25 protein-coding genes are annotated in these 26,443 nt (G+C 48.9%); 6 read left to right on the top strand and 19 right to left on the bottom strand.

What is annotated here, in order from left to right; genetic code table 11:
* The first annotated feature begins 23 nt into the window (after nucleotides 1-23).
* From Q0577_RS05765 to Q0577_RS05775, 3 genes are read left to right on the top strand one after another with little or no spacing between them, the layout of a single operon-like run.
* The gene (locus Q0577_RS05765; protein ID WP_298733629.1) at nucleotides 24-3,182 is read left to right on the top strand and encodes a SusC/RagA family TonB-linked outer membrane protein; all 3,159 of its coding nucleotides are present in this window, start codon (nucleotides 24-26) and stop codon (nucleotides 3,180-3,182) included.
* Nucleotides 3,183-3,192: 10 nt separating this feature from the next.
* A complete protein-coding gene (locus Q0577_RS05770; RefSeq protein WP_298733631.1) occupies nucleotides 3,193-4,734 on the top strand; it encodes a SusD/RagB family nutrient-binding outer membrane lipoprotein in 1,542 nt (513 codons plus the stop codon).
* 59 nt (nucleotides 4,735-4,793) lie between these two features.
* Entirely contained in the window at nucleotides 4,794-5,591 is a 798-nt protein-coding gene (locus tag Q0577_RS05775) for a glycoside hydrolase family 16 protein (RefSeq protein ID WP_298733633.1), read from the top strand.
* 111 nt (nucleotides 5,592-5,702) lie between these two features.
* On the opposite strand, the gene Q0577_RS05780 is transcribed toward Q0577_RS05775, so the two are convergent.
* Nucleotides 5,703-6,455 (bottom strand): ThuA domain-containing protein, encoded by a 753-nt coding sequence (locus Q0577_RS05780; RefSeq protein ID WP_298733635.1) that lies wholly within the window; start codon nucleotides 6,453-6,455, stop codon nucleotides 5,703-5,705.
* A gap of 7 nt (nucleotides 6,456-6,462) precedes the next feature.
* Nucleotides 6,463-7,089 carry an HAD-IA family hydrolase gene (locus tag Q0577_RS05785; protein ID WP_298733637.1) on the bottom strand — a complete coding sequence of 209 codons (627 nt, stop codon included), beginning with the start codon at nucleotides 7,087-7,089 and terminating at the stop codon, nucleotides 6,463-6,465.
* Nucleotides 7,090-7,232: 143 nt separating this feature from the next.
* Between Q0577_RS05785 and Q0577_RS05790 the strand changes: the two genes are divergently transcribed.
* Complete coding sequence (locus Q0577_RS05790; protein WP_298733640.1) at nucleotides 7,233-9,605, top strand: TonB-dependent siderophore receptor; 2,373 nt, start codon at nucleotides 7,233-7,235, stop codon at nucleotides 9,603-9,605.
* Nucleotides 9,606-9,662: 57 nt separating this feature from the next.
* On the opposite strand, the gene Q0577_RS05795 is transcribed toward Q0577_RS05790, so the two are convergent.
* A complete protein-coding gene (locus tag Q0577_RS05795) occupies nucleotides 9,663-11,387 on the bottom strand; it encodes a hypothetical protein (protein WP_298733642.1) in 1,725 nt (574 codons plus the stop codon).
* A 120-nt stretch (nucleotides 11,388-11,507) separates the two neighbouring features.
* On the opposite strand from Q0577_RS05795, the gene Q0577_RS05800 reads away from it, so the two are divergent.
* Nucleotides 11,508-11,777, top strand: coding sequence for a hypothetical protein (locus tag Q0577_RS05800; RefSeq protein WP_298733643.1), 270 nt, complete (start codon nucleotides 11,508-11,510; stop codon nucleotides 11,775-11,777).
* A gap of 2 nt (nucleotides 11,778-11,779) precedes the next feature.
* On the opposite strand, the gene Q0577_RS05805 is transcribed toward Q0577_RS05800, so the two are convergent.
* From Q0577_RS05805 to Q0577_RS05820, 4 genes are all read right to left on the bottom strand, one after another.
* Nucleotides 11,780-12,208 carry a MarR family winged helix-turn-helix transcriptional regulator gene (locus Q0577_RS05805; protein ID WP_298733645.1) on the bottom strand — a complete coding sequence of 143 codons (429 nt, stop codon included), beginning with the start codon at nucleotides 12,206-12,208 and terminating at the stop codon, nucleotides 11,780-11,782.
* A 21-nt stretch (nucleotides 12,209-12,229) separates the two neighbouring features.
* Nucleotides 12,230-13,090 carry a pirin family protein gene (locus tag Q0577_RS05810; RefSeq protein WP_298733647.1) on the bottom strand — a complete coding sequence of 287 codons (861 nt, stop codon included), beginning with the start codon at nucleotides 13,088-13,090 and terminating at the stop codon, nucleotides 12,230-12,232.
* A gap of 123 nt (nucleotides 13,091-13,213) precedes the next feature.
* Nucleotides 13,214-13,510 (bottom strand): GNAT family N-acetyltransferase, encoded by a 297-nt coding sequence (locus tag Q0577_RS05815; protein WP_298733649.1) that lies wholly within the window; start codon nucleotides 13,508-13,510, stop codon nucleotides 13,214-13,216.
* Between the two features lie 21 nt (nucleotides 13,511-13,531).
* Nucleotides 13,532-14,065, bottom strand: a complete 534-nt coding sequence (locus tag Q0577_RS05820) for an isoprenylcysteine carboxylmethyltransferase family protein (protein ID WP_298733651.1) — start codon at nucleotides 14,063-14,065, stop codon at nucleotides 13,532-13,534.
* A gap of 93 nt (nucleotides 14,066-14,158) precedes the next feature.
* Here Q0577_RS05820 and Q0577_RS05825 point away from each other — a divergent pair, with 93 nt between their 5' ends.
* Nucleotides 14,159-14,644 carry a DinB family protein gene (locus Q0577_RS05825; protein ID WP_298733653.1) on the top strand — a complete coding sequence of 162 codons (486 nt, stop codon included), beginning with the start codon at nucleotides 14,159-14,161 and terminating at the stop codon, nucleotides 14,642-14,644.
* 9 nt (nucleotides 14,645-14,653) lie between these two features.
* Here the strand turns inward: Q0577_RS05825 and Q0577_RS05830 are convergent, their stop codons facing one another.
* From Q0577_RS05830 to Q0577_RS05885, 12 genes are all read right to left on the bottom strand, one after another.
* Nucleotides 14,654-15,385 carry a DNA-formamidopyrimidine glycosylase family protein gene (locus tag Q0577_RS05830; RefSeq protein ID WP_298733655.1) on the bottom strand — a complete coding sequence of 244 codons (732 nt, stop codon included), beginning with the start codon at nucleotides 15,383-15,385 and terminating at the stop codon, nucleotides 14,654-14,656.
* Nucleotides 15,386-15,435: 50 nt separating this feature from the next.
* Nucleotides 15,436-15,864: a DUF983 domain-containing protein gene (locus Q0577_RS05835; protein WP_298733657.1), complete on the bottom strand. Its 429-nt coding sequence runs from the start codon at nucleotides 15,862-15,864 to the stop codon at nucleotides 15,436-15,438.
* A gap of 13 nt (nucleotides 15,865-15,877) precedes the next feature.
* Nucleotides 15,878-16,759: an AraC family transcriptional regulator gene (locus Q0577_RS05840; RefSeq protein WP_298733659.1), complete on the bottom strand. Its 882-nt coding sequence runs from the start codon at nucleotides 16,757-16,759 to the stop codon at nucleotides 15,878-15,880.
* A 196-nt stretch (nucleotides 16,760-16,955) separates the two neighbouring features.
* A complete protein-coding gene (locus tag Q0577_RS05845; protein ID WP_298733661.1) occupies nucleotides 16,956-18,389 on the bottom strand; it encodes a capsule assembly Wzi family protein in 1,434 nt (477 codons plus the stop codon).
* Between the two features lie 345 nt (nucleotides 18,390-18,734).
* Nucleotides 18,735-19,499 (bottom strand): hypothetical protein, encoded by a 765-nt coding sequence (locus Q0577_RS05850; RefSeq protein WP_298733663.1) that lies wholly within the window; start codon nucleotides 19,497-19,499, stop codon nucleotides 18,735-18,737.
* Between the two features lie 251 nt (nucleotides 19,500-19,750).
* On the bottom strand, nucleotides 19,751-21,136 hold the full coding sequence (locus Q0577_RS05855; protein WP_298733665.1) for an undecaprenyl-phosphate glucose phosphotransferase: 1,386 nt from the start codon (nucleotides 21,134-21,136) through the stop codon (nucleotides 19,751-19,753).
* A gap of 26 nt (nucleotides 21,137-21,162) precedes the next feature.
* A complete protein-coding gene (locus Q0577_RS05860) occupies nucleotides 21,163-22,425 on the bottom strand; it encodes a WcaI family glycosyltransferase (RefSeq protein WP_298733667.1) in 1,263 nt (420 codons plus the stop codon).
* Between the two features lie 87 nt (nucleotides 22,426-22,512).
* A complete protein-coding gene (locus Q0577_RS05865) occupies nucleotides 22,513-23,103 on the bottom strand; it encodes a WcaF family extracellular polysaccharide biosynthesis acetyltransferase (protein ID WP_298733670.1) in 591 nt (196 codons plus the stop codon).
* Complete coding sequence (locus tag Q0577_RS05870) at nucleotides 23,093-23,557, bottom strand: VanZ family protein (protein ID WP_298733672.1); 465 nt, start codon at nucleotides 23,555-23,557, stop codon at nucleotides 23,093-23,095. Before Q0577_RS05870 ends, Q0577_RS05865 begins: the two co-directional genes overlap by 11 nt.
* Complete coding sequence (locus Q0577_RS05875; RefSeq protein WP_298733674.1) at nucleotides 23,558-24,493, bottom strand: glycosyltransferase family 2 protein; 936 nt, start codon at nucleotides 24,491-24,493, stop codon at nucleotides 23,558-23,560.
* Nucleotides 24,477-25,607, bottom strand: a complete 1,131-nt coding sequence (locus Q0577_RS05880; RefSeq protein WP_298733676.1) for an XrtY-associated glycosyltransferase XYAG1 — start codon at nucleotides 25,605-25,607, stop codon at nucleotides 24,477-24,479. Before Q0577_RS05880 ends, Q0577_RS05875 begins: the two co-directional genes overlap by 17 nt.
* A gap of 4 nt (nucleotides 25,608-25,611) precedes the next feature.
* Complete coding sequence (locus Q0577_RS05885) at nucleotides 25,612-26,412, bottom strand: glycosyltransferase family 2 protein (RefSeq protein WP_298733678.1); 801 nt, start codon at nucleotides 26,410-26,412, stop codon at nucleotides 25,612-25,614.
* Nucleotides 26,413-26,443 lie beyond the last annotated feature (31 nt).

Below are 26,443 nucleotides of genomic sequence, written 5' to 3' on the forward strand. Positions count from 1 at the left end.
ACATGAAAAACCTGTGTATAACCATGATGGCCTTATTCATGTGCACCTGTTCCTTATCGGCACAGGATAATACCGCTATTCTTCAGAAAAAGGTAACGATCATTGCCAGCAACAGATCCCTGTCAGACATATTGCAGGTGCTGGGAGCAGAAGCAGGCGTTTTCTTCGCCTATTCCAATGACATTGCAGATATGCAGCGTGCAGTGTCCCTGCTTGAAAAAGAGGCGCCCCTGCAACAGGTGATAGAGCGGCTTTTCCCACCGGAACAATTCAGGATCAGGGTATACGGCCAGCAGATCATCATCAGCAAAAAAAAGCCGCATCCTGTGCAAGATACCCTGCCAATGCTGCGCAAAGTGCAGATGAATACAGTAGTGGTAACAGCGCTGGGCATCAGCCGCCTGCAACGTTCCCTGGGCTATGCATATACAGCCATCAGGGGCAGCGAGCTGACAAAAGCAAGAGAAACTAACCCCATACGTACGCTGAGCGGCCGCGTGGCAGGCTTAGACATAACACCCGTAAACAGTGGTCCCGGTGGATCAGTAAAGATCACCCTCAGAGGAGTGAAACTCATCGGCGGTGATAACCAACCGCTGTTTGTAATTGACGGTGTACCGGTGAACAATTCATCACCCGGACAGGCAGACAAGTACGGCGGCTATGATCTTGGCGATGGCAGCGGTATTATCAACCCGGATGAAATAGCCATTATCTCTGTACTGAAAGGCGGCGCTGCTGCGGCCTTATACGGCAGCCGTGCGGCCAATGGTGTTGTGCTCATTAACACCCGGAAAGGGTGCATAGGCAAAGAACTCTCCTTTAGCTCCAATATCACCATAGAAAGTCCGGTCAGCAACTACGACTTCCAAACGGATTATGGCAGCGGGCGGGATGGACTGCTACCCTGGGATGCCGCCAGCGCACGCGACTTTCCACAGCTAAGCTGGGGACCACGTTTAAATGCCGATAGTATGGTGTGGCTGTGGAACGGGCAGCAGGTACCTTATGTAAAAGCACAGCATGGCCCGCAACAATTCTTCCGGGAAGGGCTAACGGCAACACATAGCGTTACTGCAGCAGCAGGTATAGCCAGCTCACAGCTGCGCTTTACCTATACGCACACCGGCAACAAAGATATTGTGCCCAACAGCGGTTTACACCGGCACCATTTTTCACTGCGCGGTACAGCCGAGCTGCACCAACAGCTAAGCATGGATGTCAAAATAAGCTATCTGCATGAGGAAGTCAAGAACCGTCCTGCCTTGTCAGATAATCCTAACAACATCGGCTATACGCTTGCAGGACTGGCCCCGAACATTGACGTTCGCTGGCTGAAAGATTATAAAGATCCTGTGAGTGGCAACTACATCAACTGGAATAACAATGTTTACCAGGTGAACCCCTACTGGGCTATTAACAAACAACCTAACAACAGCCGGCAGGACCGCCTCAATGGGTTCATACAGCTGAAGTACCAGTTACTGCCTTCGCTGTACATACAAGCCCGGACGGGTACAGACTATTCGCAGTTCCGCTTTTCAGCCTTCACGGATTATTCCACGCCATACAATGAGCAAGGCTCCATCTACCTGCTGAACAGGACCTTGCGCGAGGTTAATTCAGAACTGCTGTTGCATGTTGATAAACAGGTGGGGCCTTTCCTGCTGAGCGCCTGCGCAGGGGCCAACCGCATGGACTATGAAGAAGAACTGCTATATACCAGCGGCCTGCATATCAACACGGCGGGCATACAAAACATCAGCAATTTTAAAACAAGGACCGGCAACGGGTTCCTGAACAGGAAACGTATCAACTCTCTTTACGGGGCCGTCAATATTGCCTACAGGCATTGGCTGTACCTGGATGTTACGGGGCGGAACGACTGGTCTTCTACGCTGTCAAAGGCGCACCGTTCCTATTGCTATCCTTCAGCATCCGCCAGCCTGGTGTTCTCTGAATGGATGCAGGGGCAAAACCTGCTTTCATTTGGCAAGCTGCGCTTTTCTGTTGCCCAAACAGGTACGGATGCCATTGATCCTTACCAGCTGACGCTCAGCTATGGCAGCGATCCTGCCATTCCCTCAACAGGTGGCTACGCCATTGGCGGTGTGGCGGTGAACAAAGTACCCTTTGAAGCGCTGAAACCCAGCATCAGCACTGCATACGAGGCAGGCACGCAACTTATCTTTTTTAACAACCGTATCAATCTTGACCTGAGCTGGTACCGGTCCAATACCCGCTACCAGGTATTGAATGCACCCCTCTCTCCTGCTACGGGCTATACCAGTGCCGTGATCAATTCCGGTAATGTGCTGAATAAAGGGATGGAGATCGCCCTGGGTGTTAAGCCGCTTGCCGGCTCTGTTTTCAGCTGGGAAATGAACATCAATGCTGCGTATAACCGCAACCGTATATTGTCGCTCAGCCCGCTGGTATCCGGCTATTATACGCTGTCAACCGCCCGTTGGGGCAATGTATCTATTGTGGCGCAGGAGGGCGCTGCCTATGGGATGATCATGGGCCGTCAATTCCTGCGGGATGAGCAGGGACGCCTGATCCTGGATGCCAGTTACCTGCCGCAGTATGATCCCGCCGCCGCTACATTGGGCAACAGCCAGTATAGCTGGACAGCCGGTGTACAACAGCAGTTCAGCTATAAAAATCTTTCAGTGAGTATCCTGCTGGATATCAAACAGGGTGGCGATATCTATTCCATGACCAACCTCCTGGCATATGCCAATGGAAAACATAAAGGCACGCTGGAAGGGCGCGATGGCTGGCTGCAGGGCAGCGGCGGCTACCTGGTAAAGGGTGTACAGCAAACCGGAACAGACGCCGACAGGCAGCCCGTCTACCGGGAAGTAAGCGCCTATGTTAATCCCAGGTTGTATTGGCAGCGGGTAAGCGGCAATATTCCCGAGCCCTTTGTTTACGACGCTTCTTTTATAAAACTGCGTCAGCTGAGCCTTGACTACCGTGTGCCCGCCGCCTTGCTGCGCAATACACGCATCAGGGAAGTGACCGTTTCTTTGGTGGCCCGTAACTTTTTAACGCTTAGCAAACACATACCCAACGTAGATCCTGAATCAGTTTATAACAATAACAATGCGCAGGGATTTGAATACGGATCTTTACCGGTCCGGCGCTCCTGTGGTATTAACCTGTATGCAAAATTTTAAATCAAGGTATATGTCAGCAAAACACCGGCACCTCCTGCGCATCCTGCTCTTTGCAGGGCTGCTGCCATATGCCTGTACCAGAAATTTTGATGCCATCAATACCGATCCGCTGCGTGGAAAAGACATTGCACCCGGGCAGCAGCTCTCGGCGGCTGCCTATTACCTGAACGGGGGCCGGGAAACCGGTTATCCCAACCTGTTCCTGTTCCAGCCGGCGGTGCAATACATTAACGGCGCTGAAGACATGCGGGCAGGCAGTAAATATATACGCGACGACTTTGCGAATGACCGTATCTGGGAGATCTTTTACGGCAAAAGCATCAAACAGCTCACAGACCTGGTGGAGCGCTGCAGGCAGGATACGGCACTGGTGAACTATGTAGCTGCGGCCCGTATACTGAAGGCGTACATCTTTTCCATCATCACAGATACCTATGGCGATGTGCCTTATTCGGAAGCGGGACTGGCGTACTATGGCAAGATATATACGCCCAGGTATGACCGCCAGCAGGACATCTACCAGGATCTTTTTGATGAACTGGCTGCAGCAGCGGCACAATTTAATCCATCGCAGCAGGCGCTGGACAACGATATTGTTTACAAAGGCAATATTGATCAGTGGAAACGCCTGGCTAATTCCCTGCGCCTGCGCCTCGGTATGCGCTTAACCCGTATTGATGCTGCCATGGCCCGCAAACAGGTAATGGCAGCTATCGCCGGAGGTGTCATGCACCACCATTCAGATAATTTCCTGGTGATCCATGAAAACGCCGCCTACCCAGATCTGCGGGGTAATGGTTATGCACAGGCCCTGCAGGAAGCGCAGACTTACCTGCGTACCATTGGTTGCAGCACCTTTGTGAATTATCTCAAACGGGAAAAAGATCCGCGCCTGGGCGCCTTCTTCGTTAACCGGGATGAAAAGGGAAAAGATATTACGGCATATACACATTACCTGCCCATCCCGCCGGGTTTATACTGGTGGGATGAAAGGGCCGATTATACCGCGTCAGACGGTACAATCATCCCGCATAACAACAAGTACTGCGTGATCAGTCCGCCCTTTTACCAGCTGGAAGCGCCCTTTCTGCACCTGTCTTATGCAGAGGTACAATTTCTGCTGGCAGAAGCAGCGGTCAGGGGATGGTATAATGGAAACGCCCAAACGCTTTACCGGCAAGGCATACGCGCTGCCATGCAACAGCTGGAAAACTATCCCGGCATGCAGGCTATATCCCCGCAAACCATTGATTCCTTTGTGGCCGCACACCCGCTGCTTGCCGAAAATGCCCTGGAAGAGATCAATATGCAGAAATGGGTGGCTTTCTTTCCCAATGGCTACGAAGCCTACGCCAACCAGCGCAGGAGCGGATGGCCCGTACTGGCGCCTATCACAGACATTGGCGGCGAGTCGGAAACAGGCGGCAGGATATTCAGACGGCTTTTCTATCCATCTGCAGAAGCTTATACAAACACCCGTCATTACCGTGAAGCGGTGGATCGTATGGGCGGAAAAGACGACTGGCTGCAACATGTGTGGTGGGATCCCTGACAATAAGAGATAGCTATCAATCTATAAGTAACCCTTTTTTTCACCATTAAAACTTTACCATGAGAAAAACCATTATGCTGGCCTTTACCCTTGCCGTGCTTGCAAGCTGCCGCAAGGAAAACGCCACCACCTCAGAAAACCCTTTGAGTAACGAAAATGCTGTGCAAGGCGCCGATGTAAAAATTGCTGCAGAAAGAACCATCTCTTTCAGCGGCATCAACTGGACCGTAAGAGACCAGGCAGGGCCCAGTGGTCCACATGATAACTACTGGAGCGGCAGCACCAGCAACGTATGGGTAGATGGCGCCGGTCGCCTGCACCTGAAGATCAGGAAAGACGCCGCTACGGGCCGCTGGTACTGTTCAGAGGTGATCTCCCAGCAAACCTTCGGTTACGGTTCTTATGTCTGGCAGATAGAAGCGCCGCTGGACCTTTTGGATAAGAATATTGTATTCGGATTGTTTAACTACAAATCAGGAGACAATGGCCATCATGAAATAGATATTGAATTTGCACGCTGGGGCAATAATGCCTGGCCCAATTTCAACTACACCGTGTACCCGGCTTACGGCGATCCGGAGACCAAAGCGCACCATGAGTTTGAACTGGACCTGAACGGTACTTACAGCACGTACAAATTCTACCGTACCAGCTCCTATGTGTCTTACACGGCCTACCATGGACATACGGAAAACCCCAGCAATGCCTTCTTCCCCTGGACCACGCCTGCCGGGTTCCCAGTAAGTACAGAAGCTTTACCGGTACATATGAACCTGTGGCTGTTTCAGCACCTGCCGCCGTCTAACGGCCAGGAAGTGGAAATTATCATCCACTCTTTCAAGTATACGCCACTTTGATTGATATAGGATAATGCACGCTCATGTATGACGTGTTGTGAGCGATGCAGTTTTTCGGTTTTAGCGGGCCGGCTATCCAGCCGGCCTTTTTATTGGCCGATCTGCTGCATACTACCTGCCCGCTGCCCAGAAAATAGCATTGCGGAACAGCCGTTGATAATTCTCATTCCTGAAAAGGTCGGGGGAATGTCCCATGAAGATATATACATTCCTGGCGGGGAAACGGGTATTTGTCCAGATGACGGGGTGGTCGCCCATCTTTTTGTCTGAAGGCGGCATATAAGTGCTTTCATCTACGCTGGCTATTATATGTACATCGGCACGGGGGCTTCTGTCATAGGTATACCATTCGTCTTTCTCTATAACAAATGAAGTGGGCAGGCCCTTCATCACCGGGTGCGCATTATCTTCCACCTTCACTTCAGCCGCGGCAAAGCCGGCTATATAATCCTTGAAACGGATCTTTCCCATAAATGCATAGAACCATTGCCACATGGGGTAGCCGTCAAATTCGCCGAGCAAGGTAGCGTGATGGAACCCTATCCAGCCACCCTGCGCGGTACTGATATAATGCTCAAAAGCTTTTACGGCTTTCTCTTTCCAGGCGTAAGGCGGGTAATCCAGCTGAATGAAAAGACGGTAGCGTTGCAGAAAGGCTTCGTCAATACTATCGGTGTTTTTGATATAATCAATGGCAAAGCCGCTGTCGGCAGCCAGCTGGTTAAGCCATACCCTGGCCGCCCGGGAATAGGCAATGTGATGGCCGCCCGGTTCTGCAATGGCTAATGCCCTGAATGACTGTGCGAAGGCATTACAAGCCAGTAACAGGAGGATGATGACGGTGGATAGTGATCTTCGCAGCATGCGATCATTAATCGGGTAAGGTAAATCCAAAGGCGGCCAGCTTGTCGCGGGTGCTGGTATAGTTTTCGTGCAGCAGACCATGAATGCCGAGGCCTTCGGCAACAGATACAAACATGGCGCGGTCTTCCACGTAAACCACTTCCTGCGGTTTCACCAGCGCGATGTCCAGTGCAATGCGGAAGATGTCGGCATCCGGTTTACGGAAGTGTACGAAGCAGGAAGAAACAAAGAAATCGACAAACTTGTTCAGGCCAAACCGGCGGATGCGGTATTCATTCAGCTCACGGCCTTCATTGTTCACGATGGCGATCTTTACGCCGTAAGTGGCCTTGATCCTGCAGATCATGTCTATCATTTCCGGGTAGGCCTCTGTTTGCGCATACATAAACTCTTTAAAGGCCTCACGGGTAAAAGCGCGGGGTTCGTAGAACACGATCCTGTCCAGGTATTCGTCCAGGGTCAGCTTCCCTTCCTCGTAAGTGTCAAAAGTGAGGTGATGCCGTTCCTCGAACTCCGGCAGGTCCAGCGAAAATTCCGCTGCTGCACGTTTACGGGCGGCACGGTCCCAACCGTTGCTCAATAGTACGCCGCCAATATCCAGGAATAAGGTGGTGATTGGAGTTGTCTGTTGCATGACTTTAAAAGTAGGAAAAAATTCCCGATCACGTAAATAATTTACCCGATTGCGTAAACGGATAGCCGCTGTTCACACGACCTTTGCGCCCAGATTTTAACATCACGGGGGAAGAACGCCTATATCGAACTAAAAATATTATGATGAACAGACGAATTGTACTCATGTTGGTATGCCTGCTGGCATCCACACTTACTTTCGCCCAGAAGGGGGGCGGCAACATCTCAGGAAAAATCATCTCTCCAGACAATCACCCGGTAAGCGGGATCACCGTAGAACTGGTAGAAACAGGCAGCAACGCCGTTTCTGACCAGGAAGGCCTGTACCATTTCAGGAATGTAAAAGCGGGAGAATATACCCTGCTGGTCAGCCTGCGCAATCACGAAGAGATACGCCGCAGCGTTACCGTTGAGAACAACAAGACCACTACCGTTGACCTGCAAATGAGCCTGCAGGTGGGCGAGCTGCAGGGCATTATCGTAACCGGGAACAGGAACAGCTTCAAGGCGGACCGTACTTCCCAGTCGCTCCGCATCACTACCCCCCTGCTGGAAGTACCACAAAATATTCAGGTAGTGAACAATAAAGTGATGGCCAGCCAGACCATCACCTCCATGAGCGATGGACTGATCAAGAACGTGAGCGGCGCTACCCGCCTGGAACACTGGAGCGATATCTATGCCCGCATAAACGCCCGCGGCGGCCGCCTGGCAGCCTTCCGCAACGGGGTGAACGTAACTTCCGACTGGGGTCCGCTGACCGAAGACATGAGCTTTGTAGACCATGTAGAATTTGTAAAAGGCCCCGCAGGCTTCATGATGTCTAATGGCGAACCCGCAGGTATCTACAACGTGGTAACTAAAAAGCCTACGGGCATCAAAAAAGGAGAAGCGGCCATGACCTACGGCAGCTTTGGCCTGTTCAGGTCTACACTGGACCTGGACGGCAAACTGGATCAATCCGGCAAACTGCTGTACCGCTTCAATGCAATGGGACAAACCAGGAACTCTTTCCGTGATTACGAATTCAATGACCGATACAGCATTGCACCCGTAGTCAGCTACCAGCTTGACGAAAAAACGCTGCTGACAGCAGAATATACCTATCAGCATGTAACCATGTCTGACCTTGGCTCTGCCTATGTGTTCTCTACAGAGGGTTATGCACAATACCCGAAAGAGTTCAGTATGTCGAACCCCGGCATTACGCCCAACAAAGCAAAAGAGCACGACGCATTTCTGAACCTGCAGCACCAGCTGAATGACAACTGGAAATTCACTGCGCAGGTGGCATACTTCAGGTACAAACAAATCTCCAGCGATATATGGCCCGACGCCGTACTGCCCGACGGCAAGGTGATCCGCAGGCTGTACGCATTTGATGCAGATCTTAAAAATACTTACGGACAGGCATTTGTGAACGGTGATCTGAACACAGGCAGGATCCACCACCGCATACTGGCGGGCGTGGACCTGGGCTCAAAAGAAGGCCTGTACGACTGGGGGCAGTCTGCCCTGCTGGACAGCGCCAACGGCGGTGAATTTGACGCCCACAACCCCAACTACGGTACACCGGCTTACGGTTTCCCTACCTTTGACCGCACTACCCCGCTGGATCAAAGGGCGGTATCCCGCAGGAACCAAACCTACACCGGGCTTTATTTCCAGGACGAGCTGGGCTTTTTTGAGAACAAACTGCGCCTTACCCTGGCTGGGCGCTATACTTATGTAAAAGAAACTGATGGCACCACCCTGGAAGAGAACAGGTTCACCCCAAGGGCAGGCCTGAGCTATTCTGTAGACCGCAATACGTCTGTTTACGCATTGTATGATCAATCTTTCATTCCGCAGGCGGGCAGGCTCAGAAGCGGCGTTCCTCCGAAGCCTATTACCGGCAACAACATCGAAGCCGGTATCAAACGGCAATGGTTTGACGGTAAGTTAAGTACCTCCGCTTCCGTTTACCGTATCATCAAGAATAATGAGCTGTCTGCAGACCCCAACAGTACACCGGCAGAACCTTACTCTCTCCAGCTGGGACAGAGCAGGGCCGAAGGCGTGGAACTGGACATTATGGGTGAGATCGTAAGCGGACTGAGTATCGTTGCCAACTACGCATTTACCGATTCTTATGTAAGCAAAGACGGTGGCTCTGTAAGCAATGTAGTGAAAGAAGGTACACGGATAGCCGGCTTTGCCAAACACAATGCCAATGCCTGGCTGACCTATACCATGCAGAGCGGCGTACTGAAAGGTGCAGGTATTGCCGCCGGTTTCAGCTACCAGGCCGACAGAAGCACCTGGACCTGGACCGAAGAACCCAGCAGGATGCAGCTGCCCGATTATTTCAGGCTGGACGGCGGTTTGTTCTACGAAAAGAAAAAAATCCGTTTAACACTCAACGCCTTCAACATCCTGAATAAATATCTTTATTCCGGCGCAGACTATGGCGCTTATTATTACTGGCAGGCAGAAGCCCCGCGTGATATCCGTTTCAGCGTAGCGTATAAATTCTGATTGCGTAAAAGAGCTGTAAAAAGAGAAAAGCCGTCCGCCAGTTGGGGACGGCTTTTTTTAATCTGTTATACGCGGGAACATGTAATCCACCACCCTTCCATCCACCCTCAGCCAACCCTCTTTATGTACTACTTGTGCATTGGCAGGCGTGAACACCAGTACCGCTGAAGAACGCGGTTGCAAGGTAAAAGCATAATTGCCCTGCGCCTTACGGGCAACAAAGGAATGTGTGATGGTATTATAAACGTCAACCGCCTTCTCTCCCAGCTCTACATGAATGGTTTTAGCAGCTGTGTAAGGATTATAGTATAAGAATGAAGGCCAGGCTTCATCCCTGAAAAAATCTGTAGCCAGCAGATCAAGCTGCAGGATACCATCTACATCTGTAGGGCGTATAATGCTGCCGAAAATGCCCACATGCCCGCTGCCATAGATACTGAACTGCGATACGTCCGGGTTACCTTTTGCCCACAGGGGACCATCTCCCTGCGCTACCGGCGCTTTCAGGTGTGCATACTGCGGGTAGGAAGGCGAATGTATAATGCCTTCATAACCTATTACACCTTTGGTAACGGCTGCCTGTTCCGGGATGGTTTCATGATCATCCGGCATGTACTGCGTATAGAAAAAACGGGCAGCATTGGCGGCGTTCAGCATCCATTTGCCAATAGCGTCTGCATAGGAGGCATCGTAACGCACCAACGACACCAGCGGCCAGGCGGCGTCAAAAGTGTTCATCAGGAAACCATAACCACCTCTGTCTGTTGTGCTGCCTATAATACCGGAGATATCCATCCCGTTCCATTTGCCTGCAAGTACGCCCCAGCCCTGGCGGCACTGCGGATCGCCGTTAAAGGTCCATTCCAGGAATCGCTTTACCTTATAGTGTGTTCTGATTTCTGCATTCAGCCTGGCGGCCAGGTATGCAGCAAAGGGCATGAACACTTCATAGAAAGTATTGTTGTGTTGCTGCTGCAGCCACAATAAAGCTGTTGCAGCCCGGATCAGGTAACGCCGGTCGCCAAACTTTTTATAAGCGGCATAAAGCACCCAGGCATGACCGGCAGCTACATCCTGCTGTTTACAGATGTCGTTATCCATAGGACGCATCTGCCCGTAGTGGAAGAAAGAATGATCATAGTTTCCTGCCAGTATAGAATCTGCGGCATAGAACTTTTCTGCTATACTGCGGGCCAGGGTATCAAAACCCGGCTCATCGGGGTAACGGTCATAGATGGCGTAGAACAGCATGTTGGGATAAACATCGTACCACCAGTCCCGTCCATAGCCGCCACCCAGCAGGGCCACTTCAGGACAGGTATTGTTCATCATGATATTCCAGCCAGTTTCCCGGTTAAAGTAATTCTTCAGCATGGCCACATAGTTCAGGCCCTGCTGGCGGCGTTTGTCTATCCCGGCAAGGGTGGCGCCCAGCGTGGCGCCCATGGTAGCCAGGGCCTCATGGAACATGCCTTTGTTATGCGTGCCCTGGCGCTGATCGTCCATGGCGGTATAAAGGCCTACCACGTTCTGCGGAAAATTGCGGCGGCTGCTGTCCCACCATACCACCGGCCAGTGTGGACCTATGGCATTGAAATCGTATACGGTGCTGTCAAAGCGGCGGGCCATATCATACCAGCTGATGATCTGTAAGGGTTGTGGAATATCTGCCATGGAGTCTATACGGGGCAGGTGTACCTGGGTAACGGCGGGCAGGGGCTTTTCACGGCAGGATATCACCAACAGGCTCACTACCAGCGGTAAACGAAAACAGTTTTGCATTTTTGCCATCTATTTCACAAAAAGTTAAAAAAATAATGGTGAAACACACAACTTTTCCTTTACAATGAAAAGACGGGGGTATACGGCCTTCTTTTTGTAGCAGATAGAAAAACGGACACTATGAATATGCAACCCGTCACTTTTGATCTCCTGCTGGAGCAGGTGCCTTATTCCATCAGGGCAGTACCTTATCCTTTTAATAACGAAACCCGGTTCCGGGTACGCTATAACGACAGCCCGGAGTTCGTTTTTGCCTGGGATGAGGAGGCTGAGCAATTTATTGCCATCGGAGATGAAGCATCCACTATACCCGATGAGGTGGAAGAAGCAGTAGCCGTAAGGTTGTTGCAGATAGTAACGGACGGTAAAGGCGGTCTGATAGAGGATTAGCGTTAAGCAAGGTTCTTCAGCACTTTCTTCAGCAGCTGATCAAGTAGCTTTTTTTCGTCGGCAGACAGGTCTTTAAGGGTTCTTTTATCCAGCTCACTCCAGATCCTGCATGTAAGGGCCTGTACTTCCCTGCCTTTGGCAGTGAAATAGATACGGTGCGCCCTTTTATCATGCGGGTCAGCTTCCTTCCTGATAAGACCATTGGCCTCCATTCTGCGTATCATGGTAGACAGCGTGGCTGCCTGTACACATACCTTGGCGGCCAGTTCAGACATGGTTTGCCCGTCGGCTATAGCCAGGTAATGCAGCAGGATGTCCTGCCCTTCGTACAGATTGGCCTCGCTCAGCAGCTCGTTCTTTTTATTTCTGCGGCGTTTGCAGATCTCAATGAACAGCATGCCGATGCTTTCATTTTGCTGTTGTTCTTTCACGGGGTAAAGATAGGAGAAGTGTTAATAGTCCAGCACGCCGAATTTTCCGGCGGCAAAATCTGCCTCCGCCTGGTCCAGCTCTTCGGTAGTATTCATTACGAAATTGCCCCTGGCAGCCACCGGCTCATCGATAGGCACGGCAGAAAGATACAGGAGGCGAACATTTTCTTTGGCAGTGACGGTCAGCCCGGTGCCTGCTTTGCTGAATACTACCAGGTGCTGTTTATTCACCGGTTGGCGGTCGTTAATAAGCACCGTGCCGTCCAGTACGTATAGCAGCGTCCAGTCGCCTTCCCGGGGAAAGAAACTGATCGTTTTACCGGCCTGCATGCTGCCGAATATGGAAGTAACAGGGGTAAATGACTTGTTAACCGGGCCCCTGAGCTGCTGGTAATCTCCGCTGACCAGGTGCAGATCTATGCCGGGGTCTTCGCTGATGGCAGGCATTTGTTCCGCGGCGGCCTGCTGATAGAAGGGTGTTTCCATTTTGTGCTTTGCAGGCACATTTACCCAGAGTTGTACCAGTTCATAGGTACCCCCCTTTTCCAGGAATGCCTGTGAAGGGCCTTCGCTATGCAACAATCCACTTCCGGAAAACATCCACTGTACTTCCCCGGCTTTCAGGATGCCGCTGTTACCCTGGGAATCGCGGTGATAACCTTCTCCCTGGAACAGGAAAGTAACCGGTGCAAAGCCCCGGTGTGGATGGGGATGCAGCCTTTCAGGGGGAGATCCTGCCGGGTAAGTGGTAGCCGGTAAGTGATGCACTACAATAAATGGACTCGCAAAACGGAAATCTTTATGAGGCAAAGACTGCAGTACCGTTTCCTCACCGATGCGTTTGGTTCTTCCTTCAAGGATATGTTCTATCTGCTTTTCCATCAGAAAGTATTTAAGGGTTAATTATATTTCGGCCAGCAGCTGGTGCTGATGCACTTCTATATTCGTAGTATACAGTTCTCCACTGTTTTCCGCTGCTGCGGTAGCAATGATCTTTGACACTGACTATTCTTTATTTTTCCAGATATCGGCATACATTTCCGGATGCCGTTTAAACTGCGCAAATACATATGGGCAAAGTGCAATCACCATCAAATTGTTCTTACGGGCATAATCTGCCATATGCTCCAGCAGCTTCTTACCGATCCCCTTCCCTTCTCCGCCGGAGAATACTTCCGTATGATAGACGGTAAGATCATTGTCCTTAATACCTATTACCATCTCTCCCAGTCGCTCTTCGCCATCCATGAAATAAAAAGCACCGTGATGCTTCTGATTTAATTTCAAAGTGATTATTTCCATATGCTGCTGCGTATCAATGATCTAGTATTCGCTGAAATGCGCTTTCATTACTGTTTCCTCCTGCCTGATCCTGACAGCCAGCGGTACCAGGTAGATGATCATACCGGCGATCAGTGTGATCCATGCATGAAAGAACAGCGCAAATCCGATCAGCTCCGGGATAATGTTCAGGAAGTAGTTCGGATGCTTAATATACTTAAATAATGGCGATTTGTTAATAACATGATGGGCTTGGGGAGCGATAATGAGCTTTACCGTCCATACATAGCGAATGGTATAGATCACATAGTATAACATCACAATAGAGAATGCATATATAGCCAGTCCAAGATAACTGAGGCCATCGTAGAAAAAGGCGCCCTGCAGGCTGCCTTCCGTAACCGCCGCAATATAGTAGGCAAAATGGGCTACTACCAGTAACAGGGAATTACCCTTACCATATTCTACGGCCCCTATCTTTTTCAGCTTACGTTCGTTGGCAGCGGAGATAAATACGGAGATCAGACGGGCGATAACCAGTACATAGAAGACGAACGTCAGTATGACATGTTGCATATCCGGTAAAAAATATGGGCAAATGTAGACAAAAAAAGTGTTCATTGCTGTTTACAAAATTTGCCTAACTTTCGCGCTCAAAATTAAATACCTATGGGTCAGCAGCAATTATTTGTAAAGATGGCCATGCATGCATGGGATGTACACATCAGAAGAACCAACAAGCTATTAGGCGAGCTTTCAGACGAAGATTTATTACAGGAAATTGCGCCGGGTAAGAACAGGGCGATTTATTTGCTGGGGCATCTTACGGCAGTACATGACGCTATGCTGCCTATACTGGGCCTCGGTGAAAGGCAGTACCCCCAGTTGGACGAAGCTTTTATCAAACATCCTGACCGAACCGTCACAGATCTGCCCAGTGCAGGAGATCTGAGGGAATACTGGAGTAATATCAACAGCCAGCTCTCCGTTCACTTCAGCGGTATGCAGCCTGCCGAGTGGTTTCAGAAGCATTCACTGATCTCTGCCGAAGACTTTGAGAAGGAGCCGCACCGTAACAGGCTGAGTGTGTTGATCAACCGTACCAACCACCTCTCCTATCACCTGGGGCAACTGGTATTGCTGAAGAAGAAATAGTCAGTATCCTTACTGGTACAGCACCTGGCAATTGTTGCAGAAAAAACTGCGGCGGTTTGTTTTGCCAAGATGTTCTTTGATCAGGGGAATATTACAGCGCGGGCATATCTTTTTAGTATGGGCCAGCCAATGCTTTTTCAGCACAAAGGCTTTTTTCCATTCCAGGAAATCATAGCTGTAATTCACTGCTTCTTTAATCAGAAGATTCAGCTGTTTAGCGGGCAGCTTACCTACTTTACTCCTGGGATGTACCCGTATACGGAACAGCACTTCATTCTTGATGATATTGCCGGCGCCTGCGAAAATATTCTGTTCCAGCAATGCATCACATACCAACAGATCCGGCAGGGCCTTCAGTTTTTTGCGGGCCTTGCCCGGGTCCCAGGTATCACTCAGCACGTCGCCACTCCAGTCATATACTTCGTCCAGCGGCTCTGTGATCAGCTTAACGGAGCAGGCGTAAAAATTCAAAGCCCCATTTTCAAACTGCAGTCCCAGCCGCGGCGGCGTATCCTTCTCTTCGTTAATACGATAGCTTCCAAACAGCATAAAATGGATGCGGATAGTAACCCTGCGGAAACAGATGAGGAAGTGTTTTCCCCAGCTCTTAAAATCAATGACACGTTGCCCTTCCAGTACAGGCATGGCGACCTTTGTATTCCCGCTCACCTTTACCACCTTCTTTCCTTTGAAAGACTGTACGGCTTCCTTTAGTATCACTATAGAAGGGCCCTCAGGCATTTGACGAACATTTGTCTGATGAACATCAAAAGTTACGCCAGCTATCTGTGTTAATGCCGGGGCAATGGCTCTTTGCGCCAGTTGCGGTCATAGTAGATAAAGAAAGACAACCAGATGATCCTGGACAGGCGCATCAGTAATGGCTGTATAATGATCAGCAATACTGCGTTAACACCTATCCACCAGAACAGGCGGTTATCATCCAGTGAAAAGCCGATCAGCACCCACCACGCAATAAAAGTGGCTACGCTGATAGCAACAGATAATGCATAACTAACATACCCTGTTCCGAAAAAGAAACCTGTTTCAGGTTCTGAGGCTTGTCCGCATACATCACAGTATTCCTTCATCTTCATAAAATCCTTCAAATGCAGATAAGGATTGGAGTGTTCGTACAGCTTTCCTTTACGGCAGCGGGGACATTTATTTTGTAGTACGCTTACAATCAGGTTGGGCTTGGATTCGTGATAAGCACACATGGCATAAAGATTTTTAATGAACAAGTTGTTTTCTGAATGCTTCCGGGGTCATACCTGTGTTCTTTTTAAAGAAACGGTTGAAGTAGGAATTGTCCTGGAAATTCAGTGCATAGGCGATCTCGGTAATAGTAAGGGATTCATTGACCAGCATCCTTTTGGCTTCCAGCAATATGCGGTCGCGGATCAGTTCACCAGCCGTTCTTCCCAGCAGATCCTGGCATAAGGCGTTTAAATGATTAGGCGTTATGTACAGCAGTTCCGCATACTCCTTTGGCAAACGGATAGTATTATAATGCTTGTTGATCAGCTGCCGGAAATTGGCCAGCAGCAGTTGTTTCTGTTGGGGCACCTGTTTCTTTTCACCTTTCCCGCAGCATCTCTCCACCTGCATAAAGAATTGCAGCAGGTACATACGGATCATATCCAGCCCGCCTTCTTCCGGCTGTTCCAGCTCTTTCAGGATCTGTTCAAACAGCTGCACCACACCTTCACGGAGCGGCGAAGGTATCTTTAGTACACCATCGTTGCTGTTGCCGCGTAAAAACGGGAAACGTTCCAGGTATTGCTGGTCCAGCAGGAATGATTGAAAAAATGCAGGAGAGAAATGTACCAGGTAACCATCCGGATCAGGGCCTTCAAAATGCCAGCTGTGCACCTGGCCCGGCGCCATGAAATATACCTGGTAAGGTTGTACATTAAAACTGGAGAAGTCAATGGTATGGGTGCCGGCGCCTTTTGTAAATAGCACAAGATGGTAAAATGAGTGGCCATGCTGCCGGTAAAGGTGTTTATGCTCCCGTACATAAGGCCCGAAACGTGCTACCATCAGATCCTGCTGTGTGTGGCCATGACTGATGCTATAGATATCGTACACCGGTATTTTGGGCTTTGCCATTGTACTTTTGTTTTAACAGTACAAAGGTACGAAGGGCCCTTATGCGCCAATTGCACCAAACGGGGCAATTATGGTACTTTTTACCGATTCAGACATATTAGTTTGAGGTTTGAAGTTCGTTCAAAGTTGAAGGTCCTGACATATGACCCGGCCATTAAACAACACCTGTAACATTTAACCAACCTCAAACCTCAAACTATTTTCTAAACTGCCAGTTCACCCCTAATATCAAACCGGCATTATCGCTCAGCTCTCCCCAGTCCACGGCTACGCCGGCTTTGATGGCGAGCGGTATGGCAGGCAGCTGGTAGCTTACCTCCTGCAGGGCATATACCTGTGCCCGGGAGGGCGAAAAGAGGCCTTTCTGGTCATTACCGAAGTTCTGGGTGTAGGTAAGCATGGTTTTGGCAGACAGCTCGCCTTTGATGGTATACAGGAAGCCGAGGTGGCCGCCAATTATGCGGTTGTTGATGATATTCCAGCCTCTTCCTCTTACAGAATCCCAGGGCTGGTTCCAGTCGAAAGGTTTTACCTGGCCCGGGAAATACTCGGCGCCCCTGGTCCTGTTAATGAACAGGGGAGTACCAATAATGCGGCGCTGGTATTCCCAGCCTGTGAGGTAGACACCATTATTATAATAGCTTTCGCGGTACTGTTTGTCGTAGAAATCATTCATTTGTTTGGTATAAATGAATTCACCCACTACTTTTTTCAGCCAGCTTTCTTCTCTTTTGTTGGTATAAGCAACGCCCAGCAAACGGTCTATATTACGGATGTCTATACCTTGCCCGGTTTCAAATGGCATTTGCATGTAAAAATGCAGCCCGGTAACATCATTATCCCAGTCAATCGTTCCCTCCAGCACACCGCGATGGTCGCCGGAGCGGTTGGGCAAATCCTGCCCGCCTACCGTACCGTCATTCGATTCTTTCACCAGGAACACGTCCCAGAAGTTCTTCTTTATATCAGGCAGGCCGGCTCCGTGGCCGCCCCATATAGCATAATGCTGTATACCGGCTCCTACTTTCAGTTTCCTGGCTCCTACGCGCAGGTAGAAGGTTTTCTGGTGCAGCCAGGCATCTTTGACAAACCGGTCATCTCCCATCCAGCCATGGCTGATCTGGCCTTTTACCTGCAGCCAGCCGTTGGTATAGGGCACATCCACGTAATCCGTGAGGGCGATACCGATCTGTGGTATAGGCAGCGCGTTACCGCTTACACCAAAGGATCCGCTGGACAGATCCTTGTCCATCTCCCCGATCTTTTCCTCATAGCGCCCTGCGCGGAATTCCAGGTGCTTATAACCAGCCTTGAAATAAGCCTGCTCCAGGAACACCTCCTTAAAGTGATCATTATTGAAGAGATCGACGCCATAACGTATGTAAAAGTCTTTGTTATCGCCGTTTCCAAACATGTGTACGTTGCTGAAACCTATCTGTGTAGAGAGATCCGACTTGCGATCGGTGATCGTACCAAACCGCTGTGATGTGATCCACAAAGGCTGATAGTCTTTTGTAGCTATTGTTCCGGTGGTACCTACATTGATCTGTATGGAGTCCAGGAATTGCGCAGTTGAATCAGTAACACACAGGTGGAACAACATGATCAGCAGTATGAGATGCCGCTTCATAGTAAATGCTGGTTTTTCGATTTTTCAATAAAATATTTCAATTGTAAAACAGGAGTACTGTGCAGATGCAACATGGATTTCCTTTTTACGCTCCCTTAGCCGCTGGCAAGTAGACATAGCGCTAATCAACTGCAAGATAGATGCCAATACGGGCAATAAATACTACTTGATCAAGTATAAATAATAACCGAAATCAGGGGATATAGACATACCCCCTATAGTTTTAACCTTATCTCATTGCCTTACCCTTCTGGTAAAACAACAAAAACGTCAGGGCGGTGCATAAATGCGACCGCCCGCTATCTTTATAAAAACAGTATGTAATGATTTCCCGCTTCGAAAGTATTATAGCATGTAAGAAGGCTTGTAAGGGATCTTCACCAGGATCTCCACATCTTTCTCCGCCTCCAGGTTAATGTTAAAACTGCCATCATGCAGGTCTACTATATAAGAGATCAGGTAGTATATCCGTTGGTTCAGCAGCTCGGTATCGAAGTGTAATTTTCCTCCGTTTTCGTACGATTTGCCTGCTGCCGCATAGGAAGGGAAAAAGTAGCTGGCCGCATTGGCAGAAAAGCATCCTTTCAGCTCAAAGCAATCATCTTCAAAAATAAAACTAAGCCTGGGTGTCTGATTGGTAGGAGAATTCTTCATCATCCAGAAGAAGATGTTCAGCACCAGCTGCTTTATCAAAAATTCATCAATGTAGGCGTCTGTATGCTCCTTGTTCACCTGCATCTCTACGGATGAACCAAACAAGGTATCATAAGGCTCATCATGAATAAAGTTCCGCAGGAAAAAGCTCACACTGGTAAGCCCTTTCTTGGGTTCAAAAGTCTTATTCATAATATGCTGGATGATCCTGATATTCTGCAACTGGAACTCCAGCTCAATCACCTGCGATTTGATAGCCCGTGCCTGACGGGTGATCTTTCCGTTGGAAGAAGGCTTTTCCACCTGATGATGATGCCCGTTGGCGCCGCCATACAACTCGATCAATTCAACACTCGACAAAATACTTGAGAGTATCGATTTAAGTTCGTGGAAAATATCTTCCATCAGCCCCCTGCTTTCCAGCAGATCAACACTAGTTATGGATGAACCTTTCATTGTGAAACCCAGATTTCAGTGTACCCAATTAGTTTAGATGTCTTAATGTAATGAGGTATATGGATCCGTATCTATACGCGTAATGATGTGCCCTAAGTTAGTTACTTCCCGTGCTTCCTGTTTAATCGTGGTGCAATTTGTAGATCTTTTTATAAAATCTCACTACTATAATCAGTACAATATAATGCTTTTTGCGGTCACCAGCCGCATTTTTACTACTAATTAATAAGACAGTCCCCCCATGGACCTGCTTAATAGGCGTTTTTGTCTCCTCTGATCGTATTCATCACTGTCATAAACATGATACGCAGATCAAGATATACTGACCAGTTTTCCATGTACCAGATATCGTGCTCAATACGTTTTTTCAGATGATTCTCCTCAAGGATCTCTCCGCGGAAGCCATTTACCTGGGCCCAGCCGGTAATGCCGGGCTTCATAAAGTGACGCACCATGTATTGCTGGATGATGCGGGAAAATTCTTCCGTATGACGCAGCATGTGCGGGCGCGGCCCCACGATAGACATGTCTCCCATCAGCACGTTCAGGAACTGCGGCATCTCGTCCAGGTTGGTCTTGCGCAGAATGCGGCCCAGCCTGGTAAAGCGGTCATCATTCTTTGTTGCCTGCTTCACGTTCGCATCATTGTTCACCTTCATGCTGCGCAGCTTCAGACAGGGAAAGGTCTGGTTGTTACGGCCGGTGCGGTGCTGGATAAAAAAGATCGGTCCTTTGGAATCCAGCCTGATCAGCAATGCCAGTAAGGGTATCAGCCAGCTGAGAATAAAGATCGTTACCAGTGAGCTTACCACTATATCAAAAATACGTTTGCGTATACGGTTGGCAATATCGTCCAGTGGTTCAGAACGCAGGGAGATGATCGGGATATTATTGAAATAGTCCACATAGATCTGGCGGTTCACGAACATCCTGAAATCCGGCACAAATCTGAAACGGATAAAATGCTTCTCCGCCTCATGGGCCAGGGTGTAAAGATAGGGGAACTGCTCAGGCGACAAGGTAGAGTAAATCTCCTGGATATTGTTTGACTTGGCATAAGGCACACAATCTTCCAGGTTACCGATCACCGGGTAATAAGACAGCTCATGTACTTTACTGTACTCCTCAAAAAAACCTTCAAACTGCAGGTTGCTCTTTACATCAATGAAACTGTCCACCAGCCTTTTGGATACATCGTTATAGCCCAGTATCACCACTTTTTTCTGTATGCCCTTGCTGTGCAGGATGTAGTTGGTAACAAGATAGAAGATGAAACGGTCTATCAGTACTACCAGTATAAATAGTGAACAGTAAAGTATTACGAATGAACGGGAGTTCAGTTGCCGGTACATAAACAGGTACCCCAGCAGCAATAAGAGGTACAGCAGGATGCCCTGTACTGTTTTACGCGCTACCCTTTCATAAGACAATTGCTGGCTTACAAAATAGATACCGGTGGTATATAAGGCGATCATCCAGGCAATATTGGCGCCTATCAAAAATGTATCCACATCCACATTGATCGGTTCGCCTGTCTGGTTCAGCCATGATCTTACTATGTAAAAAATGGCATTGAGCCCGATGAAATCCAGCACAACGATCTGGATGCTGCAAATTTTAAGATATCGATCTAACATAAAAGACTACGACTAATGACTAACTACTAATTTTGTACTACCGTTTCTTCAAATCGTGACATGATCTTTCCTATTGAAAGGAATGTTTCTGCATAGCTGCGCGCATTCTCCTGTAAAGTAGCGGCATCTGCATCTACTGCCCTGCAGATACCCTCGTCCAGCGCCTGCTGATCTTCTGCATTCACCAGTATGCCCATGTTATAGCGCGTCACCAGGTCATGCAGGCTGGTGCCCGGGTTAGCTGTGATCAGCGCCAGCCCGCCCACCGCCAGTATGGTGGTCAGCTTGGAAGGCATAACCAGGTCACTGGCGTTGGCCTTCTGGATCACCAGGTGCACATCCGCCATATTCAGAAAACGGTTGAACTTTTCGAAAGGCTGCAGCGGGAAAAAGATCACCTGCTGCAATCCCATAACGGCTGCCATCTCTTCCAGCTTTGCCTTGTAAGGACCTGACCCGCAGATCAGGAATTTCAGGTCTTTACGGTGCTGCAGCTTCTGCGCTGCATATAGTATAGACTCCAGTCCCTGTTTTTCACCGATAGCGCCGGAATACAGGATCACTTTGTCTTCAGGAGCAAAGCCGAACTCCCGTTTCAGGGCGGCTTTATCATCCAGGGGATGGAATAAGGTGACATCCACCCAGTTGGGGAAGAAGAAAATATCCTTCCCTGCTTTCTCATGTATCTTACGTATCATACCATCTGATATACTGCTTACTACATCTGCCTGTCTGAAGATATAGCGCTCCAGGCCGAAGAGTAAGCCGATGAGTTTTTTGGATTTGATCATCTGCAGGTCTCTCGCCGCTTCTATCTGCATATCCTGGATGTGGTACATCACCTTTGCCCCGCGGATCTTCTTGTACATTACCGCCAGCAGGCCCAGGTGAAAAGGCGGCACTACTGCTATTACCACATCAAATTTCTTTCGGAACAGCAACTGTGTCACCTTGAAAAATGCAGAAAGGGCGAAGGAAAAATCCAGCATAATCCGTTTGGCGCCTGATGGTTTTGCAGGTACATACTGGGGGCAGCGGTGTATCTGCAAACGGCCCGTACCATTTCCGTTCAGCGTAGTTGTTACGGGCAGCTCTTCCTTTTTATACCAGGACTTTACCTTCTCATACGGCTCCTGCACTTTCCATTGGGGATAGTAGGGATAGGAGGTGATAACGGTACAGTCATAGCCATTGGATGCCAGCCATTTCATCATCTCGCCGTTATACTTGCCAATTCCTGTTGGTTCAGGCGCAAAGTTTCCACCAATAAGTAAAACTCGTTTTCGCATACTTTTATTTAGTCGTTAGTGCTCAGCCGTCAATCCTTAGTGATCAATATGCAGCGAATGACCGCTGTGATTACTAATGATCAGCGACTATTGACTGATCACCCTTTTTCTTACAGCTTCTGCAGGATTGCCGGCATAAATGGTCCACGCTTCGAGTTCCTTCGTAGCAACAGCTCCTACCGTCAGTATGGCATGTGTTCTGCACACCACACCGGGGCAAACGGTTGTCTGTGCCCCTATCCATGCGCCGCTTTCTATGCTGATCTTACCCAGGCGGTAAGGAAAATCACTCTTCTTATAATCATGATTACCGGTTAACAGCAATGCGCCCTGTGAAATACATACATGGTCGCCAATGCTAACATCCTCCAGGTTATCAATCCATACAGATTCTCCTATCCAGCAATGGTCGCCAATTACGAGGCGCCAGGGATTCTTGATACGTACCTTGGTTTTTATCACAAGGCCCTTGCCTACACTGGCGCCGAACAGGCGTAGCAGCCTGCTCTTAATGCTGTAAGGCCAGGGAAAGGCGCTGTTAAAAAAATAGTAATTGATAAAATACCATACCAGCACCTTTAACCTGGAGGCGCCCGGATGATAACTGCCGGTATCGAACTTCGACAGATCAGTTGGTACAGACTGTACCTTTTGTTCTATTGTCAGATCAGTTTGCATTTGTTGTTTCAATGTTAAGTAAGCGCATTGTAAACCTGCACAGCCAGATCCCGATCCAGGCACTGAATGTGTTCAGCAACACATCGTCTACATCAGCCACTCCCAGCCTGGCAAAATATTGTACCGTTTCAATGACCACACTCAGTAAAAAGGCCGCTGCCAGTATAAAAGGCGTTTTCGATACCCTGAACACCACGATCATGATAAAGGAGAAGGGAACGAACATCAGCAGGTTACCCAGAAAGTTGAGCAGGAAATTTCCCCAATGCGTAAGGGGATCCTGATGGCCTTTTGGATAGAACATGTCGTCCACTATCCCTTTTAAAGGTACCAGCCTCACATGTTCAAATCGCTGCAGTGCCAGCGGCCGGTGTGTTCGCAGTGGTGTCAGGAATACCACGTATATCAGCATGAAAAAGTATGCTGCAACGGCCGCTGTTTTCAGTACCTTCATCTACACCACGATCTTGTAATCCTGCCTTAATATTTCGGCCAGCCGTTCTTTACTGTTATCACCGTTCAGTTTCTCTTCAAATTCCTTTACGTTCACATCCACCAGCAGGCGGTACCAGAAGCCCTGCATAAAGTGGAAAACAAATCCGCGGTAGCCATCCAGGAAACCCAGCCTTATGAAAAAGCGGTAAAAGAAATAGATGGAGGCTCTTACACTGGGCGACAACGCCGAGTATACTTTCTCTTTCAGTATCCTTTTCCGCTTTGCCTGCGAATTGCTGGTACTGGTGTTCAGCAACCTGTCGTCAGTTTCAAAGAAGCGATACTTGATATTCATCAGGTCTGCCATTTCCTTGATGGCATAGTTGTTATGCTTATTGATCCACCAGTGAATGGAATTCAGGTTGTAATCCACCATATTTTCCTTAAACATGATGGTACGGCCGCCGGATACGACAATGTGCTCATCCATCATTCGCCTTTCCAGGCTTCCCTGTCCGTTCCGCCAGATGCGCATCAGTATATGCGGATAGAAACCACCGTAACGGATCCATTTACCTTTAAACAACACTTTGCGTTTCAGGTAAATGCCGGCTACATCATCGGGCATCTCCGGCATACGCCTGTTTATTTCTTCCACCAGCGCAGGTTCCAAATATTCATCCGCATCCATCCGCATCAGCCAGGGCGCTGTAATACCACAGTTCCGGAACGCCCATTCAAACTGCTCTGCATAATTCACCCATTTATTCTGGAACACCTTTGCGCCGTAGCTTTCGGCTATAGCCACGGTATCGTCAGTAGAATACGCGTCGATCACATAGATCTCATCGGATATCTGGCGCAGGTTCTGCACACAGCGCCCGATATGCTTTGATTCATTCAGGGTGAGGATGATCACCGCTATCCTTCCTTTTCCGTTATTTACAGTGCTCATATAATTCTATATAGTCCTGTGCCAGTTTTGAATCATTGAAATCATGGTTGATGATGCCCCTGGCTTCTTTTGTAATACGCCTGCGTTCTTCACGGCTGTTGTAAGCCAGCGTAAGGTTTTCCGCAATCTCCTCAATACGGTCGATCCCGGTTATCCATCCCAGCTCACGCTCCCTTACGTATTGATAAAGCCCTACGTTATTGCTGATCAGTACGGGTGTGCCCACACAAAGCGACTCGATCACCACCATGGCGAAATTTTCATTGTGCGAGGTGAGCGCAAACAGGTCTGCTTCTGCCAGGAAGTGAAATTTCTCCTCTCCGCTTTTCCAGCCGGCCCATTCCACATGCTCCTGTATGCCAAGATCAGCAGCTAGTTGTTTTAGCTGAGCCATATAGGCTTCATCTCCTGATCCGGCTATGCAAAGACGGTACGGAAACTGCACCGTGGCCAGTGCACGCATTAGAATATCCAGCCCTTTCTTGGGATCTACCCTTGAAAGGAAGCTAATGGTAAATATGTCATTCTCCCGTTTTTGATATTCCTTCACGGGCAGGTCTACCAGGTTGAAGATGGTATCGCCCTGCCAGTCTGTATTCAGCCGCAGGCACTCCTGCCACTCCATCTCTGACGTTACGTGCAGGTAGGTATTGGCCAGGAGGCGTTTACCGATCAGTTTATGCAGCAATTGTTTTTTACCGCTGTTCCTGGAAGTAAAAACATACTCGCACAGCATGCCGCGGGGCGACAATACCGGCTTAATATTCTTCATCTTCAGGATCATGGAGGCACCCAATACCAGGAAGCTCCACCACGAGTGGATATGTACCACATCGAATTGCTTTGCATCTGACCATATTGCCCGCCACAATGCAGGCGATACATGGGTATGATCCTTTGTGATCCTTTTGAAATATCTTACTGCCACGCCATTTACCATCACCGGTGCATCAGAAGGAATATCCAGTTCCTTTTCTCCGTTTGCCGTAGTTGTATAAACAGTTACCCGGTGTCCCAGCTGCGCCAGCTGCTCTGCCAGTTTGGAAACGGATACGATCGGTCCTCCGTATATATATGCCGGTTTGTATGATGGTACAATAAACAGGATGTTCATGCTCTTAATTTTTCCGTATCCTCGTTCCTTTATAAGTTAGCTTCTTGTAAATGCCTCCTGCGTTCTTCACCTTAGTGATCATTTCGTAAAATGCCCATTCCAGTTTACTCCCGCCCATGTTCAGTTCCCGTTCTACCCGGTCGTGCTCTGCCTGGTGTTTATCAGTCAGTGAAACTGAGATAGAATTGCTGTGCATCCTGAATTCACCCAAAGGCAGCGGGACATAACCTTTTTTCACTTTGGGGTCCAGGCATACCTGCAGCAGAAATTTTGAATCGGCAGAATAACGGTATGATTTATCGATGCCACCTTTCTCTTCATAGATGCTGCGCGTCCAGAAAGAGCTCTGCTGCGCGAAGGGTACCCTGCGCAGGCGGCGGATGGCCCGGGGACCAAAGTTCACCCCCTTGTAACTGTATATGATCTCGCCTGTTTCATTGATGTAGTTCACATCTCCGAAAACAATGCTGTAGTTACCCTCACTGAATTTTTTTGCCACCTTTTCAAGCGACCAGGGCAAGAGACGATCATCTGCATTAATGTAGCACATGTAATCGCCTGTTGCTCTCTCAAAACCTTTCTTGAGGGCATCATACATACCCTCATCCTTCTCAGAGATCAATGTCTTGATATGGGAGCGGTTCTTCTCCTCAGACAGGATCTGCATAGTATTGTCGGTAGAGCCGCCATCCACCACGATCAGCTCATAGTGCGGATAGGTCTGGCTGAAGATACTATCCAGCGTCTCTTGTATATAGGCTGCCCCGTTATATACAGGCACCACTATTGAAAACAATTTTGACATAGTAATTAAGAATTATAAACACTTACATCCC

The sequence above is a fragment of the uncultured Chitinophaga sp. genome (genome assembly GCF_937898475.1).
Lineage (GTDB): Bacteria > Bacteroidota > Bacteroidia > Chitinophagales > Chitinophagaceae > Chitinophaga.

Excerpts from the sequence above, each read along its gene's own strand:
- Q0577_RS05765 (WP_298733629.1), top strand. The coding sequence starts at position 24 with ATGATGGCCTTATTCATGTGCACCTGTTCCTTATCGGCACAGGATAAT.
- Q0577_RS05770 (WP_298733631.1), top strand. The coding sequence starts at position 3,193 with ATGTCAGCAAAACACCGGCACCTCCTGCGCATCCTGCTCTTTGCAGGG.
- Q0577_RS05775 (WP_298733633.1), top strand. The coding sequence starts at position 4,794 with ATGAGAAAAACCATTATGCTGGCCTTTACCCTTGCCGTGCTTGCAAGC.
- Q0577_RS05780 (WP_298733635.1), bottom strand. The coding sequence starts at position 6,455 with ATGCTGCGAAGATCACTATCCACCGTCATCATCCTCCTGTTACTGGCT.
- Q0577_RS05785 (WP_298733637.1), bottom strand. The coding sequence starts at position 7,089 with ATGCAACAGACAACTCCAATCACCACCTTATTCCTGGATATTGGCGGC.
- Q0577_RS05790 (WP_298733640.1), top strand. The coding sequence starts at position 7,233 with ATGAACAGACGAATTGTACTCATGTTGGTATGCCTGCTGGCATCCACA.
- Q0577_RS05795 (WP_298733642.1), bottom strand. The coding sequence starts at position 11,387 with ATGCAAAACTGTTTTCGTTTACCGCTGGTAGTGAGCCTGTTGGTGATA.
- Q0577_RS05800 (WP_298733643.1), top strand. The coding sequence starts at position 11,508 with ATGAATATGCAACCCGTCACTTTTGATCTCCTGCTGGAGCAGGTGCCT.
- Q0577_RS05810 (WP_298733647.1), bottom strand. The coding sequence starts at position 13,090 with ATGGAAAAGCAGATAGAACATATCCTTGAAGGAAGAACCAAACGCATC.
- Q0577_RS05815 (WP_298733649.1), bottom strand. The coding sequence starts at position 13,510 with ATGGAAATAATCACTTTGAAATTAAATCAGAAGCATCACGGTGCTTTT.
- Q0577_RS05820 (WP_298733651.1), bottom strand. The coding sequence starts at position 14,065 with ATGCAACATGTCATACTGACGTTCGTCTTCTATGTACTGGTTATCGCC.
- Q0577_RS05825 (WP_298733653.1), top strand. The coding sequence starts at position 14,159 with ATGGGTCAGCAGCAATTATTTGTAAAGATGGCCATGCATGCATGGGAT.
- Q0577_RS05830 (WP_298733655.1), bottom strand. The coding sequence starts at position 15,385 with ATGCCTGAGGGCCCTTCTATAGTGATACTAAAGGAAGCCGTACAGTCT.
- Q0577_RS05835 (WP_298733657.1), bottom strand. The coding sequence starts at position 15,864 with ATGTGTGCTTATCACGAATCCAAGCCCAACCTGATTGTAAGCGTACTA.
- Q0577_RS05840 (WP_298733659.1), bottom strand. The coding sequence starts at position 16,759 with ATGGCAAAGCCCAAAATACCGGTGTACGATATCTATAGCATCAGTCAT.
- Q0577_RS05845 (WP_298733661.1), bottom strand. The coding sequence starts at position 18,389 with ATGAAGCGGCATCTCATACTGCTGATCATGTTGTTCCACCTGTGTGTT.
- Q0577_RS05850 (WP_298733663.1), bottom strand. The coding sequence starts at position 19,499 with ATGAAAGGTTCATCCATAACTAGTGTTGATCTGCTGGAAAGCAGGGGG.
- Q0577_RS05855 (WP_298733665.1), bottom strand. The coding sequence starts at position 21,136 with ATGTTAGATCGATATCTTAAAATTTGCAGCATCCAGATCGTTGTGCTG.
- Q0577_RS05860 (WP_298733667.1), bottom strand. The coding sequence starts at position 22,425 with ATGCGAAAACGAGTTTTACTTATTGGTGGAAACTTTGCGCCTGAACCA.
- Q0577_RS05865 (WP_298733670.1), bottom strand. The coding sequence starts at position 23,103 with ATGCAAACTGATCTGACAATAGAACAAAAGGTACAGTCTGTACCAACT.
- Q0577_RS05870 (WP_298733672.1), bottom strand. The coding sequence starts at position 23,557 with ATGAAGGTACTGAAAACAGCGGCCGTTGCAGCATACTTTTTCATGCTG.
- Q0577_RS05875 (WP_298733674.1), bottom strand. The coding sequence starts at position 24,493 with ATGAGCACTGTAAATAACGGAAAAGGAAGGATAGCGGTGATCATCCTC.
- Q0577_RS05880 (WP_298733676.1), bottom strand. The coding sequence starts at position 25,607 with ATGAACATCCTGTTTATTGTACCATCATACAAACCGGCATATATATAC.
- Q0577_RS05885 (WP_298733678.1), bottom strand. The coding sequence starts at position 26,412 with ATGTCAAAATTGTTTTCAATAGTGGTGCCTGTATATAACGGGGCAGCC.